The 15,442-nt window shown below is 62.6% G+C and carries 17 protein-coding genes; 13 read left to right on the top strand and 4 right to left on the bottom strand.

Annotated features, from left to right (window positions below; genetic code table 11):
• Positions 1 to 61: 61 nt before the first annotated feature.
• The 12 genes from ACFWIX_RS03470 to ACFWIX_RS03415 all read left to right on the top strand — a co-directional run bounded on the left by ACFWIX_RS03470 (position 62) and on the right by ACFWIX_RS03415 (position 10,082).
• Positions 62 to 826 (top strand): type II secretion system F family protein, encoded by a 765-nt coding sequence (locus ACFWIX_RS03470; protein ID WP_377214697.1) that lies wholly within the window; start codon positions 62 to 64, stop codon positions 824 to 826.
• A 9-nt stretch (positions 827 to 835) separates the two neighbouring features.
• Entirely contained in the window at positions 836 to 1,714 is an 879-nt protein-coding gene (locus tag ACFWIX_RS03465) for a type II secretion system F family protein (protein WP_377214696.1), read from the top strand.
• 246 nt (positions 1,715 to 1,960) lie between these two features.
• Positions 1,961 to 2,164, top strand: a complete 204-nt coding sequence (locus ACFWIX_RS03460; protein WP_377214695.1) for a Flp family type IVb pilin — start codon at positions 1,961 to 1,963, stop codon at positions 2,162 to 2,164.
• 293 nt (positions 2,165 to 2,457) lie between these two features.
• Positions 2,458 to 2,670 carry a Flp family type IVb pilin gene (locus tag ACFWIX_RS03455; RefSeq protein ID WP_377214694.1) on the top strand — a complete coding sequence of 71 codons (213 nt, stop codon included), beginning with the start codon at positions 2,458 to 2,460 and terminating at the stop codon, positions 2,668 to 2,670.
• 64 nt (positions 2,671 to 2,734) lie between these two features.
• Complete coding sequence (locus ACFWIX_RS03450) at positions 2,735 to 3,109, top strand: TadE/TadG family type IV pilus assembly protein (RefSeq protein ID WP_377214693.1); 375 nt, start codon at positions 2,735 to 2,737, stop codon at positions 3,107 to 3,109.
• Positions 3,097 to 4,131 carry a pilus assembly protein TadG-related protein gene (locus tag ACFWIX_RS03445; RefSeq protein WP_377214692.1) on the top strand — a complete coding sequence of 345 codons (1,035 nt, stop codon included), beginning with the start codon at positions 3,097 to 3,099 and terminating at the stop codon, positions 4,129 to 4,131. The genes ACFWIX_RS03450 and ACFWIX_RS03445 overlap by 13 nt, the downstream gene beginning before the upstream one ends.
• Before the next feature lie 35 nt (positions 4,132 to 4,166).
• Positions 4,167 to 4,922, top strand: coding sequence for a Flp pilus assembly protein CpaB (locus ACFWIX_RS03440; protein ID WP_377214691.1), 756 nt, complete (start codon positions 4,167 to 4,169; stop codon positions 4,920 to 4,922).
• On the top strand, positions 4,919 to 6,118 hold the full coding sequence (locus ACFWIX_RS03435) for a CpaE family protein (protein ID WP_377214690.1): 1,200 nt from the start codon (positions 4,919 to 4,921) through the stop codon (positions 6,116 to 6,118). Before ACFWIX_RS03440 ends, ACFWIX_RS03435 begins: the two co-directional genes overlap by 4 nt.
• Positions 6,115 to 7,674 (top strand): CpaF family protein, encoded by a 1,560-nt coding sequence (locus ACFWIX_RS03430; RefSeq protein ID WP_377214689.1) that lies wholly within the window; start codon positions 6,115 to 6,117, stop codon positions 7,672 to 7,674. Before ACFWIX_RS03435 ends, ACFWIX_RS03430 begins: the two co-directional genes overlap by 4 nt.
• Positions 7,675 to 7,684: 10 nt before the next feature.
• On the top strand, positions 7,685 to 8,617 hold the full coding sequence (locus tag ACFWIX_RS03425; RefSeq protein ID WP_377214688.1) for a type II secretion system F family protein: 933 nt from the start codon (positions 7,685 to 7,687) through the stop codon (positions 8,615 to 8,617).
• Between the two features lie 7 nt (positions 8,618 to 8,624).
• Complete coding sequence (locus ACFWIX_RS03420) at positions 8,625 to 9,509, top strand: type II secretion system F family protein (RefSeq protein WP_377214687.1); 885 nt, start codon at positions 8,625 to 8,627, stop codon at positions 9,507 to 9,509.
• A gap of 87 nt (positions 9,510 to 9,596) precedes the next feature.
• The gene (locus tag ACFWIX_RS03415; RefSeq protein WP_377214686.1) at positions 9,597 to 10,082 is read left to right on the top strand and encodes an Hpt domain-containing protein; all 486 of its coding nucleotides are present in this window, start codon (positions 9,597 to 9,599) and stop codon (positions 10,080 to 10,082) included.
• A gap of 13 nt (positions 10,083 to 10,095) precedes the next feature.
• Here ACFWIX_RS03415 and ACFWIX_RS03410 read toward each other — a convergent pair whose 3' ends face one another.
• The gene (locus tag ACFWIX_RS03410; RefSeq protein ID WP_377214685.1) at positions 10,096 to 10,866 is read right to left on the bottom strand and encodes a response regulator transcription factor; all 771 of its coding nucleotides are present in this window, start codon (positions 10,864 to 10,866) and stop codon (positions 10,096 to 10,098) included.
• Positions 10,867 to 11,407: 541 nt separating this feature from the next.
• Here ACFWIX_RS03410 and ACFWIX_RS03405 point away from each other — a divergent pair.
• The gene (locus ACFWIX_RS03405; protein ID WP_377214684.1) at positions 11,408 to 12,790 is read left to right on the top strand and encodes a sensor histidine kinase; all 1,383 of its coding nucleotides are present in this window, start codon (positions 11,408 to 11,410) and stop codon (positions 12,788 to 12,790) included.
• Positions 12,791 to 12,796: 6 nt separating this feature from the next.
• Here the strand turns inward: ACFWIX_RS03405 and ACFWIX_RS03400 are convergent, their stop codons facing one another.
• From ACFWIX_RS03400 to ACFWIX_RS03390, 3 genes are all read right to left on the bottom strand, one after another.
• On the bottom strand, positions 12,797 to 13,687 hold the full coding sequence (locus tag ACFWIX_RS03400) for a tRNA pseudouridine synthase A (RefSeq protein ID WP_377214683.1): 891 nt from the start codon (positions 13,685 to 13,687) through the stop codon (positions 12,797 to 12,799).
• 31 nt (positions 13,688 to 13,718) lie between these two features.
• Entirely contained in the window at positions 13,719 to 14,306 is a 588-nt protein-coding gene (gene rplQ, locus ACFWIX_RS03395; protein ID WP_377214682.1) for a 50S ribosomal protein L17, read from the bottom strand.
• A 68-nt stretch (positions 14,307 to 14,374) separates the two neighbouring features.
• The gene (locus tag ACFWIX_RS03390) at positions 14,375 to 15,385 is read right to left on the bottom strand and encodes a DNA-directed RNA polymerase subunit alpha (protein WP_377214681.1); all 1,011 of its coding nucleotides are present in this window, start codon (positions 15,383 to 15,385) and stop codon (positions 14,375 to 14,377) included.
• Between the last annotated feature and the right edge of the window lie 57 nt (positions 15,386 to 15,442).

The following is a 15,442-nucleotide window of genomic DNA, read 5'->3' as shown; positions in this document are numbered from 1 at the left end:
ACCGGAAGGGGTCCAGACAGCCACACCGCTGAGCAGGGTCTCCCATACGCTTGTTGGGGGCGTGGACAAAGCTCTTGGCAAATCGGGCGGACCATTCAACCGGGACCTGCTCTATAACGCCGGCGTCAAGCTGGGGCCGGCCGATTTCACTCTCCTGGTGGCGGTGGTCGCCCTGCTGTTGGGCTTCGTGGGCTCGCTTCTCACCAACCCGGTCCTGGGTGTTCTTCTCGGAGCGGCTTCGCCCTTTATTATCCGGTTGGTCCTGACGCTTCGAACGGACAAGAGACAGGGCAAGTTCGAGGGCCAGCTGATTGATACTCTCCAGATGCTCGTCGGAGGTCTCCGGGCCGGTCATAGCGTAATCCGTTCCATTGAGGCAGCCGGGCTGGAATCCGAAGCCCCCACCTCGGAGGAACTGCGCCGTATCGTCAACGAAACCCGCATCGGTAAGGACCTTGGCCTGGCCCTCGAGGAGACGGCCGACCGAATGGACAGCGAGGATTTCCGCTGGGTAGGCCAGGCGATCCAGATCAACCGGGAAGTCGGCGGGGATCTGGCAGAAGTGCTGGAGCAGGTTGCCGCCACTATCCGGGAGCGGACCGAGATCAAAGGCCAGGTGCGGTCGCTTAGCGCAGAGGGCAGGATCTCCGCCATCATCCTGATGGGCATGCCGGTGGCCGTTGCTGTAATGCTTTCGTTCGTAAACCCGACCTACATGAAGGTTTTCGTGGACGAACCGGCAGGAAACCTGATGATCGCGGTAAGTGCGGTCATGTTCGTCATCGGCGGTTTTTGGATGAGCCGCATCGTCAAGATTAAGTTCTAGGAGGACGCCATGACTCCCGTTGGTTGGCTGATCATTGCTGCGGTGGTACTTCCGCTTGCTTACTTCACCTATGTGCTGGCTACGTTGGACCACACCGGGGCCCTCGCCATCCGGACAAACCTCGGCCAGGGCTTCACGCAGAACGGATCCACAGCGGCGGCGCGGGCGCCCATGATGCTGGGCGTGGCCAAACGGCTGACGCCCGGGAGCTACGAGGCGAAACTGGACCGTTGGCTCGCGTTGGCGGGTCGTCCGGTATCGATGCCATTGGAAAAGCTTCTTGTGATCAAACCATTGCTTGCCCTGGTAGCGGCAGTCCTGGCCATTGTTATGTTCCGGAACGCTCCTTCACTCCAGAACGTCGCAACCGGCCTGTTTATCGCAGCCCTTGCCTACTTCGTCCCGGACCTGCTGGTCTACAACAGGGGCATCAAACGCCAGCAGGCCATACAGCTGGAACTGCCGAACACGCTGGACCAGATGCTGATCTCCGTCGAAGCGGGCCTCGGGTTCGAAGCGGCGATGGCCCGTGCCGGCCAGCATGGAGAGGGTCCCCTCGCCCAGGAGCTGACCCGAACGCTCCAGGACATGCAGGTGGGACGCCCCCGGCAGGAGGCCTACCAGGCGATGGCGGACCGCTCCTCCGTGGCGGAGCTGCGGAGCTTCGTCAGGGCAGTGGTACAGGCCGACAAGTACGGCATCGGGCTGGCCAGAGTCCTCCGTACGCAAGCCCAGCAGTCAAGGGTCCGGCGCAGGCAGAGGGCTGAAGAAAAGGCCATGAAGCTCCCGGTAAAGGTGTTGTTCCCTCTGATGCTCTTCATCTTCCCGGTGCTCTTCATCGTCCTCTTAGGGCCCGCAGCGCTCAGCATTTCAAGACTTCTCTTCTGACCTTCGTTGCCCCAGCGCCGCCAGGCGCCCTACAGACCGGACCCCCTCGGAACCCAGAACCGAGGGGGTCCATTTGTCGTGTCAGGCGTCCAACCCGACGTTGACGCAGGAAAAACGCGGTAAATATACAGCGTCGAAAGGCTTTCCGCAGGATGTGTCAAGGTATTGACACGGGCCGAAATCACGTTGCTAGCTTTGTATCAGAGCTGGTGAAGGACCAGCCCCCAACTCGCTCAGGAGTAAGAAATGCTCTCCCTGTACACGAAGTTCATGATCCGCCTCCGCGCAGAAAAGGGCGCCACCGCGGTGGAGTACGGAATCATGGTCGGCCTCATCGCCGTTGTCATCATCATTGCGGTGACCGCGCTCGGGACCAATCTCACAGACCTCTTCAATAACATCTCCGGCAAGGTCAAACCGCCGGCCGCCCCCGCCCCCGCCGCAACGTAACGACCACGGTCCTGGTTCGCGCAACCGCCCATGGACCACAAGGCCTTCCCGACCCTAACGGCGGCCTAATCTCGCTCACTAACAGCCCTAAGCTCGTGCACTAAGCAAACGAACCAAAGTCAATCGCCCGAAACGCAGGGGCCGAAGCGAAAACGCAGGATTTACCCAACTCGTGAAGCCTTTGCGCAGGAAGTTCCAAGATCCCGTCTTAAGTGCTTTTTTGCTTGCTAACTTCTTTTTAGAGCTGGTGACGGACCAGCCACCCCAACGACACTCGCTCAGGAGTAAAAATCATGCTTTCCCTCATCGCAACCCTCCAGACCCTCGGCTTCAACCTGCAGAACCGCCTCCGCAGCGAAAAGGGCGCCACCGCGGTTGAATACGGCATCATGGTCGGCCTCATCGCCGTCGTCATCATCATCGCCGTAACAGCGCTCGGCACGAACCTCACCGATCTCTTCAACAACATCTCAGGCTCGGTCAAGCCCAAGCCCGCGACCACATAGATAAGGCCATCCGATTGTCCGCTAACCCCGGACAACAGTCTTCCAAGGAGAGGAGGAGCAACAGGTGAAGAGCGGTTCCGAACGCGGCGCGGCCGCCGTCGAATTCTCTATCCTGTTGCCCCTCCTCTTGTTGTTGGTTCTTGGAACGGTCGAATTCGGCCGGGCCTACAACGCCCAGATCACCTTGACAAACGCCGCGCGGGACGGGGCCCGGGTGATGGCAATCTCCAACGATCCTGCCGCTGCCAGAACCGCCGCGAAGAACGCGGCAGCATCTGTTAGCACGAGCATTCCCAGCTCCGACATCACGCTCAGCAGCGAGGTATGCAGTGCTGGTAACCAAGTCACGCTCACCATTAATTACACCTTGGCCACCATCACCGGAATCGCGGGGCCGTTCCCCCTCCAAGGAAAAGGGGTCATGCTGTGCGGCGGATAGCGGCCAGAAACCCTGAGCGCGGGGCAGTCAGCGTCATCGTCGCCCTCCTCCTGGTAGCTCTGCTGGGCTTTGTGGCCATCGCCGTAGATGTGGGCGTCATCTATTCAGAGCGCGCCCAGCTTCAGAACGGCGCTGACGCTTCTGCTGTTGCGCTGGCCCAAAAGTGTGCCCGGGACTCTGCCAGCAGCCAATGTTCCACTACCTCCACACTGACCAGCGAGCTGGCCAGCAAGAACGCCTTGGACGGAATAAGCAAGGTTTACTCCGTCCAGCTCGACAAAACAGCCCGTAAGGTCTCCGTGACCACGGCTGCGAAGGAACCTGGCGGAGTGGAAAATTCAGTGTCCCTATTCTTCGCGAACGCCTTAGGTATCCCCTCCGCAGAAGTTGGAGCGCGTGGCTCGGCTGTGTGGGGCAGCGCCCGGGCCGGGCGCACCGCGTTTCCCCTCGCCTTTTCCGTATGCCAGGTAAAGGACAAGATCGACGGCGAGCTGCAGCGGCTCCAGGACCACGGCAAGAACGCCAATCCCGACTGCAATTACGGGCCATCGGGCGCCGCCGTGGAAGGCGGCTTCGGCTGGCTGGTCCAGGACCCCGGCAAGTGCGGCGGCTCCATCGACTTGGCCGTCAGTGAAGGCGGCAGCGACCCAGGCAACAACGCGCCCGCCAACTGTAGTGACACGTTGAACAAATGGGCCAGCGAAATCAGCGCCGGCCGCACGGTCACAGTCCTCCTGCCCATCTTCAACAAAGTAACCGGTACCGGTAACGGTGCCATCTATAGCATGGTGGCCTTCGCAGCGTTCGAGGTCACTGGCTGGAAGTTCAGCGGCGACAGCATCGCTCCCAACACTTTCCAGAACCGTGCCGGTTCGGCCCCCGGGGTCACCTCCTCCAACGAATGCCGGGGAGAGTGCCGCGGCATCATCGGCAAGTTCATCAAATACACGTCGTTGGCCGACGGTTATACCTTGGGCCCAGTGGACGAGTACGGCGCAACCATTGCACGGCCCGTCCTGTAAATCCAAAGAACAAGAACCTTCGTTAGGAGTAGAACGTGAAGTCTCGCATGCTCGCCGGAACTGCTGCGGTTGCCCTGGCGATCGTGGGAGCCATCCTGATCGTCGTATATGCACAAGGCGCCGACCAACGCGCGCTGGCCGGGACGCAACCTGTCGATGTCCTCGTGGTAAAGACCGCCATCCCTGCTGGCACTCCCGTCGAAGAAATGACGGCTTCGCTGGAGACCCAGAGTGTTCCGGCGGCGGGCAAGGCCACCTCGGCCCTATCCACCTTGGACGACAAAGCCGGCACTGTGGCCGCCGTGGACTTAATCCCAGGAGAGCAGCTTCTGGCCGAGCGCCTTGTCGCTCCGGAAGAAGCCAAGGAGAGCGGAGCCGTTGAAGTACCCGCCGGCATGCAAGAAGTCTCTTTCCAGCTCGAACCCCAGCGCATCGCCGGTGGCCGGATTGCCGTCGGTGATCGGGTGGGTATGTTCCTGTCATTCGAAGCGGGTGCTGATCCGGCAAACGAAAAGGACGCGACCACCCAGATGAGCATCCGCAAAGCCCTCGTCACCGCCGTCCAGCGCGCCCCGCAGGCAGCGAGTACGGAGGAAGCCGAGGACGGATCAAACCCCCAGGACACCACCCTTCCAGAGGGTTCCCTGATGCTCACGGTTGCCGTCAACGACATCGACGCCGGCAAGATCGTCTTTGCCTCGGAGTTCGGGCGGCTTTGGCTCACGAAGGAACCGCTGGACGCCAAGGACAACGGATCCCCTATCGAGCGCAAAGAAGTGATCTACAAGTGAGCCGCTTCGTCCTGCTTTCCCCCAACGTCGAGTTCGACCAGAAGCTGCGCGACGCCGTCTCGAACGGGATACGCGGCAGCGTCCAGACCATCGCCTCGGACATTCTCCCGGCCGGCCCCGTCGAACTGTTCTCGTTGCTGGACGAGGAACAGCCGGAGGTGCTTATCATTGGGCCGGATGTGCCCTACGAAGACGCCCTCACGTTCGCCAAGGTCTTCGACGTCCAGCTGCCCGAGCTCAGCGTGGTGCTGGTCAGTGACGATGACCCCGACCTGGTTCTACACGCCATGCGGGCCGGCATCCGCGATATCCTCAGCCCCCACGCAGAGGCTGCGGAAATCCGCGTACTGCTTGAGCGTGCCTGCCAGTCCTTCGCCACCCGCCACCGCAATCATGAGGAGCCGCCCGCGGAAAACGGCGGCAAGGGCCTGGTGATTGGGGTCTTCTCCCCCAAGGGCGGTGTTGGCAAGACCACCATCGCCACCAACATCGCCATCGGTCTGAGCCGGATCGCGCCCATGAGCGTGGTCATCGTTGACCTGGACCTCCAGTTCGGCGACGTCGCCTCGGGCCTGTACCTCGACCCCGAGCACACAGTCACAGACGCGGTCACGCCGGCAGCCAGCCAGGACTCCCTGGTGCTGAAAGCCTTCCTCACGGTGCACCCGGCCGGGATCTACGCCCTGTGCGCACCGCCCAACCCGGTGGACGCGGACCACATCACGCCCGAACACGTCACCCGCCTGCTGGAGCAGCTCTCCCAGGAGTTCCAGTACGTAGTGGTGGACACAGCCCCAGGCATGCAGGAAATCGGCCTGGCAGCCATGGAACAGTGCACCGATGCCGTTTGGGTCAGCGGCATGGACATACCCAGCCTCCGCGGCCTCCGGTCCGGCCTGGAAGTACTCCGGCAGCTCGAGATCATGCCCGAATCACGGCACGTGGTCCTTAATATGGCGGATGCAAAGTCCGGGCTCACCATCCAGGACGTTGAATCCACCATCGGCGCCCCGGTCGACGTGAGCATCCCCCGGTCTAAAGCCGTGGCCTTGTCTACCAACCGGGGCGTCCCTGTCCTCCAGGAATCCAAGCGGGACCCTGCCGTCAAGAGCCTCCGCCACCTGGTGGAACGCTTCAACCCGGCCTGGCGTACCCAGACCCAGCGGAAACTGCACCGAAGGGTGGTTATCAGATGAAACTCTCCGAACGGATCAATGCTGTCCAGGGCCGGAACAACCCAGCCCAGGACGGCAACAACCGCAATCAAAGCTCCGGCAAGGGCACAGCCCTGCTGGAATCGCCCCAGCCGTCCCCCGCGCCCGACGCGGCGACCGCTCCGGAGCCCAGCCGGGAATCCCGGTACGTCAGCCCCGCGCCGTCCGCAGCCAAGATCAAGCCTGCCGCGCCAAAAACTGCGCCTCCAGCGTCCGGCGGCGGCCCCCGGCCAGCGCCTAAGGCGCAGCCTGTGGATGTCTTCGCAGCGCTGAAACACCGGGCGGCCACCGCACTTTTCGAACGAATGGGCACGCGCTTTAACGACGCGGCTGCCACCGAACACGAGCTGCGCACCTCCGCCAAGGAAGAACTGATGCGCATCATCGATGCCGAACAGGTGCCATTGTCGCCGGAGGAACGCACCCGCCTCGTCCAGGATGTGGCCGACGATGTTCTGGGCTATGGCCCTCTCCAGCGTCTGTTGGACGACCCCGACGTCTCCGAAATCATGGTCAACCGCATGGACCAGATCTATGTTGAACGGAAGGGCAAGCTGACGCTATCCGATTCCCGCTTCAGCTCGGAAGAGCACCTCCGCAAGGTCATCGAGCGGATCGTATCCAAGGTGGGCCGCCGCATCGACGAATCGTCCCCGCTGGTGGATGCCCGCCTCGAAGACGGATCCCGTGTTAATGCGGTTATTCCGCCGTTGGCTGTGGGCGGTTCCTCGCTGACCATTCGTAAATTCAGCAAGACTCCCCTGACAGTCCAGAACCTCATCGATTTCGGCACCCTCACCCCCGAAATGGCTGAACTGCTTAACGCCTGCGTCAAGGCTAAGCTCAACATCATCGTCTCCGGTGGTACCGGTACGGGTAAGACCACCCTGCTCAACGTCCTCTCCTCCTTCCTGCCCCACGATGAGCGCATCGTCACGATCGAGGATGCCGTGGAATTGCAGATCCAGCAGGAACACGTGGTCCGGCTCGAGAGCCGGCCGCCCAACACCGAAGGCAAGGGCGAGGTGACCATCCGCGAGCTACTCCGGAACTCACTGCGTATGCGCCCCGACAGGATCGTGGTCGGTGAGGTCCGCGGCGGGGAGTCCCTGGACATGCTGCAGGCCATGAACACCGGCCACGACGGCTCCCTATCCACCGTGCACTCCAACTCACCGCGCGACGCCGTAGCCCGTCTGGAAACCCTCGTGCTCATGGCGGGCATGGACCTGCCCTTGCGCGCCATCCGGGAGCAGATAGCATCGGCCGTCAACCTCGTCGTACAGATTTCCCGGCTTCGCGACGGATCCCGACGGATCACCCACGTCACGGAAGTCCAAGGCATGGAAGGGGACATCGTGACCCTCCAGGACGCCTTCGTCTTCGACTACTCGGCCGGCGTGGACGGACATGGCCGTTTCCTTGGGAAGCCCGTGGCTACGGGTATCCGGCCTCGCTTCATCGACCGGTTCGAAGACATGGGCATCCATGTCTCGCCCGGCGTGTTCGCGGCTCCGCAGGCTCCGGCAGGCAGGTGACGGTAGCGCCATGACACTTGCCCTCGGAACCCTTAGTGTCCTGTTGGCGGTCGTCCTCTTGGGCTTCGCCGTGCTCGTGCCGGGCGCACCCGCGGTGCCGCTGGACCGCCGTCGTCCGTTTGAAACGGAGCCGCCGTCATTCCTCACCCGCTTTGCCGGCTCCGCTGTGCGGTCAATCGAACGGGTCTTGGAAGGGCGCACCGTCAAGGCCTTCTCCCAAGCGGACTTGGAGGAAGCGGGGCTGCGGCTTAGTCAGGCGGAATTCTTCCTGCTGATCGGCATCGGATCCGGAGTTGGCATGCTGGTTGGGCTCGTGACGGTTGGTCCACTGGTGGGACTCCTCTTGGCGCTGATGGCTCCTTTTGTGGGCAAGCTCGCGCTGGGGTTCCTTGCGGGCAAGCGCCGCGCAGCGTTCGACACCCAGCTGGGCGACACCCTCCAGTTGCTCTCCGGCGGCCTCCGCGCTGGCCACAGTATCCTACGCGCTATTGATGCCGCCGCTACCGAATCCCAGAAGCCTACTTCGGAGGAAATGCGCCGGGTCATCACGGAGACCAGCCTGGGCCGGGACCTGTTGTCCGCCCTGAATGACACAGCCGAGCGTATGAAGAACGAGGACTTTGTCTGGATTTCCCAGGCAATCCAGATCAACCGCGAGGTGGGCGGCAATCTCGCGGAAGTCCTGGACCAGGTTGGCGAAACCATCCGCGAGCGCAGCGAAATCAAGGGGCACATCAAGTCCCTTGCGGCGGAGGGAAAGTTTTCCGCCTACATCCTGATTGCCATGCCTTTCGGCATCGTGGCGATGCTGCTAGCCGTAAGCCCCAACTACATGAACTCCCTCTTTACCCACCCATTGGGCTGGGGCCTGATCGGGGCATCCTTCATCCTGATGATCATCGGTTCGCTGTGGATGCGCAAAATCATCGACCTGAAGTTCTGAGGCAGCCATGAGCATTGTTGTTCTCCTCGCCATTTTCCTTGTCTGCGTCCCGCTGGCAGGTCTGACCTGGTCCGTCCTCACCGTGGATAAGCCGGGGCGCACCGCGGCAAGCGAGCTGCTGGCACGCGGCGCCGCGCCCGTCGTCGTGGAAGACGTCACCTCACCCGGCCTTCTGGAAACCGTAGGCAGGCGCCTCACGCCGCCGACCTACGTTGCTTTTCTTGACCGGCTGCTTTCGCTGGCTGGACGGCCCGAGTCCATGCCGCTGGGAAAAGTGCTCGGTTCCAAACTTGGACTAGGCGTCATCGGCGCCACCCTGGGTTTGTATCTCACCATGACCGGCGGAACCCCCATGATGAAGTTCGCCGGCTTGTTCGTGGTGGTCCTGGGATACTTCATCCCCGACCTCCTGCTCTACAGCAAGGGTCAGGAGCGCCAGAAGACCATGCAACTAGAGTTGGCCAACACCCTGGACCAGATGCTTATTTCCGTCGAGGCCGGCCTCGGATTCGAGGGTGCGATGGCCCGTGCGGGAGCCAACGGCAAGGGCCCGCTGGCGGAGGAACTGGTACGCACCCTGCAGGACATGCAGGTCGGCCGCAGCCGCCGTGAGTCTTATCAAGCACTGGCGGACCGGACCAACATCCCCGAGCTGCGCAGCTTCGTTCAGGCCGTCATCCAGGCAGACACCTATGGCATTGCCATCAGTCAGGTCCTGCGGATCCAGGCCAAGGTGATGCGTGTCAAACGCCGCCAGCGCGCGGAGGAAAAGGCCATGAAGCTGCCCGTCATGATCCTCTTTCCGCTGCTGTTCTTCATCTTCCCTGTGCTCTTCATTGCCATCCTGGGCCCGGCGGTGGTCAACACCGTCATCACGTTCAGCGGGCAGTGAGCCACAAACCTACGGCAACCCTCAAGGTTTCCACAGGATCACCCGAATTCACCACCTCAACAGAACTGCAGGAAGTAGCCTTGAACCATGTACAGCCCAGATCCCGGCGCCACCAGCGAGGAGAGCAGCACAGCCGCTGCTTTCCCGTCGTGGGTGCCTCCGGTTGCGGAACCCGCACCGTCACTGGAGGCGGTGGATCTCTTGCCGCTCGTTAACGTGGCCGTACTGGACGATCTGGAAGCAGAACTCGCCGGACCCGCCCTGGCCAAGCGCTTCGCGCAGGACTACGCGGACATGTGGGACCAGCGGTACACGCGGCTCGCGTCGGCCGTGGAACGCCAGGACGTAGCAGCCTGCCTCGACGCCGCCATCAGCCTGAAGATCACCTCCGCCATGCTGGGCGGCGAGCGGCTCTCCAAGCTGGCCGAACTCCTCGAAAATGTCGTCCGGCAGGGCGATTTCGGACAGGGACGGCTCCTCATGGAGCGGGTGGCCATCGATGGCAGCCAGACCGTGTCCGAGCTCCAGTCCACCTATATCGTGGCCGGCGGACAGGACCTGGAACACAGGTAGGGACTCGCGGTAATTACACTGCGTCGGTCCTGGCCGGCGCCAGCCGGTAGCCCACGCCACGAACAGTCTGCAGCCACCGCGGTGAATGCTGGTTTTCTTTCAGCTTTCTCCTCAGGTTGCCCACGTGAACCTCCACCGCCCGCTCATCCGCTTCGCTGATGTACGTGTCCTGATCGTAGAACTCCCCGCGGACCGCCCGGACTAAGTCCGCCCGGCTGCACACGGCCCCGCGGCCACGCAACAGAACGTGGAGCAGGTCGAATTCGCTCCTGGTCAGGTTCAGGGGCTCGCCCTGCACTTCCACGGTACGCGTCCGGTAGTTAAGGACCAGCCCATTGTGCCGGAACACGGCTGGGTCCTCCCTGGGAGCCGCTGCCGGGGTAGCGGGCACGGCCGCGGCTGTGCTGACCTCATGACGGGGCCTGCGCAGCATCGCCGCGACCCGTGCACGGAGTTCCCTCGGCCGGAACGGCTTGGCGATGTAGTCATCGGCGCCGGCGTTGAGGGCGGAAAGCAGATCCGGTTCTTCGGTCCGGCCCGTCAGCATGACCACATAAGCGTCGCTGAAGTGGCGGATTCGGCGCAGAACCTCAAATCCGTCGATATCCGGCAGGCCCACGTCGAGCGTAACAACGTGGGCGTCCTTTTCCCGGACCACCTCGACACCGGCTTTGCCATCGGATGCTGTGTGGACTTCGAAACCGGCTTGACTCAATACCCCTTCGAGGAGGTTGCGCACATCCGCGTCGTCTTCAATTACTACAGCTACACCTAGATCATCCATCTGCTATCCCCATGCAAGGCAAACATGTCCCCCTCACCAGCCCAGCGCCGGTGACATGCTGCTCTTACCCTTTATACGCTACTAGTAAGCAGGCCTGATGACATCAGAGGGAAGATTGATTAGAAAAAGTCAATTACCATGACAGTGGATGTGTAATACGAACCGAGAAGATGGGGCTTGGTGAAGATGGGGATCGTGGAACCGCCGTGCGCGGAATTTTGTAGCTGGCAGGACTATATGCGGGGCCTGAACCGCGTTCATGGCTGAGTCGTATTTCCAGCGTGGACCGGGCCGTTTCTTCCGCGAGATAGGACTTCGTGGGCAGACCGCCTTGTGCCAACTGCCGCTCACATTGATCGTGACGGCGCTGGCTATAGCTACTCCCTTTGCCTGGCCCACCCTGCTCTCCAACCCGCTTTACATTGCCGGCGTACTCCTCCATATGCTTTTATTCCTGGCGAGCTTTGCCGTCCCATGGGAACGCCTGCCGCATAGGCCTTACCTGCTCATTCCTATACTTGATTTTCTGGCTATTGGACTGATGCGCAACGGAGCGATGCCCCTCCTGCCCGGGCTTGCCGTGCTGGTGGTTTTCCCGGTCATCTGGCTCTCCGCCTCTGGAATGATCACCCGCACCAGCCTGGTCCTCAGTTTTATCGGTCCACTGCTGATCATGGTGCCCAGCCTGCTTCTGAAGTTTCCGGCCGTCACTGCCACGGACATCACTTCCGCCATCCTGTTTCCCCTCATGATGCTGGCCGTGTCGCTGGCAATCCGCTTCGCAAGCATTAACCTCCGGATGCAGCAGCGCGAGCTCGCCCAGAAGGACGCGAAACTACGGGAACTCCTGGACGCCAGCAACAAACGCGAACGGCTGCTTCAGACGGTCCTGGACGCCACCGACGTCGGGATTATCGCCGTCGACCCCCAGGGCCGGCACCTGCTGACCAACGACCGGCAGCGGCTGTTCCATGAACTGGTGGCCCAGACGGAAGACCCGCAGAACCAGGAACGCCAGGCGATCTACGCCTTGGACAAACGCACGCCCCTGTCCCGGCACAAACACCCCCTGCAGCGCGCCATTGCCGGCGAATCCTTTTCCGATTACTTGGTCTGGATCGGCGAAGACGGAGACCAGCGCGCCATCTCCACCGCAGCCCGTCCCCTGATTTCGGACAACGGGAACCGCACTGGCGCCGTAGTTGTTTACAGTGACGTGACCAATCTCGTGGAGGCCTTGGCGGCAAACGAAGAACTCGTGTCCAATGTTTCCCATGAATTCCGGAGCCCGCTCAATTCCATCCTCGGCAACATTGACCTGATCCTGGAAGACCCCAGCCTTGCTGCCGACCTGGTCCAGCGGCTCACGGTGATCCAGCGGAACTCCGAACGCCTGCTGGCCCTCGTTTCGGACCTCACCGCCTCTGCCTCGGCCGCACTCAATGTGCACCCTAAGCGGACGGACCTGGCCAGTCTGGTGGAGACCAGCGTGGGTTCAGCCCGGACGCAGGCAGAGCGGGCGAACATACGGCTGACCGCAGATGTCCCTTCCCCGCTGTGGGCCTACGCGGATCCGCTGCGGATCGGGCAGGCGCTGGACAACCTGGTGTCGAACGCCATCAAGTACTCCCCCGGCGGCGGCCAGGTCAGCATCAGCGCCTGGGCCAGCGACGAGTGGATCCGGCTCAGCGTCAGCGACACGGGCATGGGTATGAGCAGTGAAGACGCCGCCAAGGTGTTCAAACGGTTCTTCCGGACAGAGACGGCGCGGAACTCCTCGATTTCCGGCGCAGGCCTGGGGCTGTCCATCACCAAGATGATCGTGGAACGCCACGGCGGCACCATCTCCTGCCAGAGCGGCAAGGGCCAGGGCAGCACGTTCACCCTGACGCTGCCAGCAGACGGCCCGCCGCCGTCGTTCTAGAACCGATTACTCCCGCAGCGCCCGGGTCAGCTCGGCGCGGGCCAGGAGTTCGCCGTCTGACGGGTATGCCACTTCCTCCAGCACGAGCGGGTGAGGGGCTGCCAGGACGGACTTCGCGTCCCGTTTTTGCGCCAGGAGCCGGTCATACAACCAACCCGGCTCCACAGCGCCCTCCCCCACGTACAGCGCGGAACCGATCAGCGCCCGCACCATGTTGTGGCAGAAGGCGTCCGCCTGAACGGTAGCAACGATCACCCCGTCCTCGCTGCGCCGGAACTCAAATCGCTGCAGTTCCCGGACCGTGGTGGCCCCCTCACGCGGTTTACAGAAGGACAGGAAATTCTGCAGGCCCAGCAGCTTGGCCGCGCCCTCGTTGAGCAGTGACACGTCCAACGGGTTCTTGTGCCACAGCGTGAAGTACCGCTCCAGCGGGTCCCAGAGCGCCGGACCGTCTGCGATCCGGTAGCTGTAGCGGCGCCACAGAGCCGAGAACCGCGCGTCGAATCCAACAGGCGCCGGCGTGGCGCTGTGCACCTCGACCGCGCCGGTGAGGTCACCCAGGATGCGGCTCAGCGCGCCGCGGAGCCGACGGAGAAGCGCGACGGCGGGGTCCAGTTCATGCCCGCGCGGCAGTCCCAGCCACTCGGCCTCGCTGAGGTCCAGATGGACCACCTGGCCACGTGCATGGACGCCGGCATCCGTGCGGCCGGCGACGGTTACACGCACGGGCCGGCGCACCAGCAGCTCCAGCGCCTCCTCAAGGACCCCCTGGACGGTCCGCCGGCCAGGCTGCAGGGCCCACCCGCTGAAGGGGCCGCCGTCGTACGAAAGATCAAGCCGGATACGCAAAAACCCGCCGCCCCCTGATACGGGGGCCGCGGGTTTTTGGTGGTTCATAGACTCAAGTCTATGCGAAGCGGACAGCGAATTACTTCGCGTCCTTCTCCTCGGCAGCGGGTGCTTCGGCAGCTTCCTCAGCGGCAGGAGCCTCTTCGGTTGCGGTCTCTTCAGCGGCAGTTTCCTCAGCGGCAGGAGCTTCGGCAGCTTCGGTCTCAACAACCTCGGCCTCGGGAGCTTCCTCGGCAGCCGGAGCAGCCTTGTCTGCATCGCGCTTGGCAGCTGCGGTTGCTTCAGCAACTACGGCCTGCTTGGCGGAAACGGGCTCCAGCACCAGTTCGATAACAGCCATGGGAGCGTTGTCGCCCTTGCGGTTGCCGATCTTGGTGATGCGGGTGTAGCCGCCGTCGCGGTTCTCCACTGCCTGTGCGATATCGGTGAACAGCTCGTGGACGACGCCCTTGTTGCTGATCAGGCCGAGAACGCGGCGGCGGGAAGCGAGGTCGCCACGCTTGGCGAAGGTCACCAGGCGCTCAGCGTACGGCTTCAGGCGCTTGGCCTTGGTCACCGTGGTGGTGATCCGCTTGTGCTCGAACAGTGCTGCTGCCAGGTTCGCGAGCATGAGGCGCTCGTGAGCCGGGCCGCCTCCGAGGCGCGGACCCTTAGTGGGGGTAGGCATAATTGTTTCTCCTCATATGGAAGCCGTGGGCTGCACTCCGTGGTGCTGCCCGGCGGCCAGGATCTGGTTTAGAGTTCGTCGTCGCCGAAGGCGGCGTCGTCCTCTTCGATTGCTGCGGCGCGTGCTGCGAGGTCAAAACCGGGAGGCGAGTCCTTGAGGGACAGGCCCAGTTCAACCAGCTTTGCCTTGACCTCGTCAATGGACTTCGCACCGAAGTTGCGGATGTCCATCAGGTCAGCCTCGGAGCGGGCAACGAGTTCACCCACGGTGTGGATGCCCTCACGCTTGAGGCAGTTGTAGGACCGGACGGTGAGGTCCAGATCCTCGATCGGCAGTGCCATGTCGGCTGCCAGGGCAGCGTCCGTCGGCGACGGGCCGATCTCGATACCTTCAGCTGCGGTGTTCAGCTCACGGGCCAGACCGAACAGTTCCACCAGGGTGGTGCCTGCGGAAGCCACGGCGTCGCGCGGGGCGATGGCCGGCTTGGTCTCGACGTCGACAATCAGCTTGTCGAAGTCGGTGCGCTGCTCGACACGGGTTGCTTCCACGCGGAAAGTAACCTTCAGCACCGGCGAGTAGATGGAGTCGACCGGAATACGGCCGATCTCTGCATCGCCGGACTTGTTCTGAGCTGCCGAAACGTAGCCGCGGCCGCGCTCGATGGTCAGTTCGAGTTCGAACTTGCCCTTCGAGTTCAGCGTGGCAATGTGCAGATCCGGGTTGTGGAATTCGACGCCGGCCGGCGGAGCAATGTCCGCGGCGGTGACGACTCCGGGGCCCTGCTTGCGCAGGTAGGCAACAACCGGCTCATCGTGCTCGGAGGAAACCGACAGGCTCTTGATGTTCAGGATGATCTCAGTGACATCTTCCTTGACACCCGGAACCGTGGTGAACTCGTGCAGCACGCCATCGATCCGGATGCTGGTTACAGCGGCACCGGGGATGGAGGAGAGCAGGGTACGGCGGAGGGAGTTTCCAAGGGTGTAGCCGAAGCCCGGTTCCAGCGGTTCAATGATGAAACGCGAGCGGTTTTCGGAGACGACCTCTTCGGAGAGGGTGGGGCGCTGTGCAATGAGCACTTAGGTTTCCTTTCGGCGAGCATCCGCTATATGACGCAACACAGGTGGTGGAAATTC

Origin of the sequence: Pseudarthrobacter sp. NPDC058362, from assembly GCF_042723515.1 — a bacterium.
In the GTDB taxonomy this organism is placed as follows: Bacteria; Actinomycetota; Actinomycetes; order Actinomycetales; family Micrococcaceae; genus Arthrobacter.
This window is presented reverse-complemented; position numbering and strand designations above follow the sequence as displayed.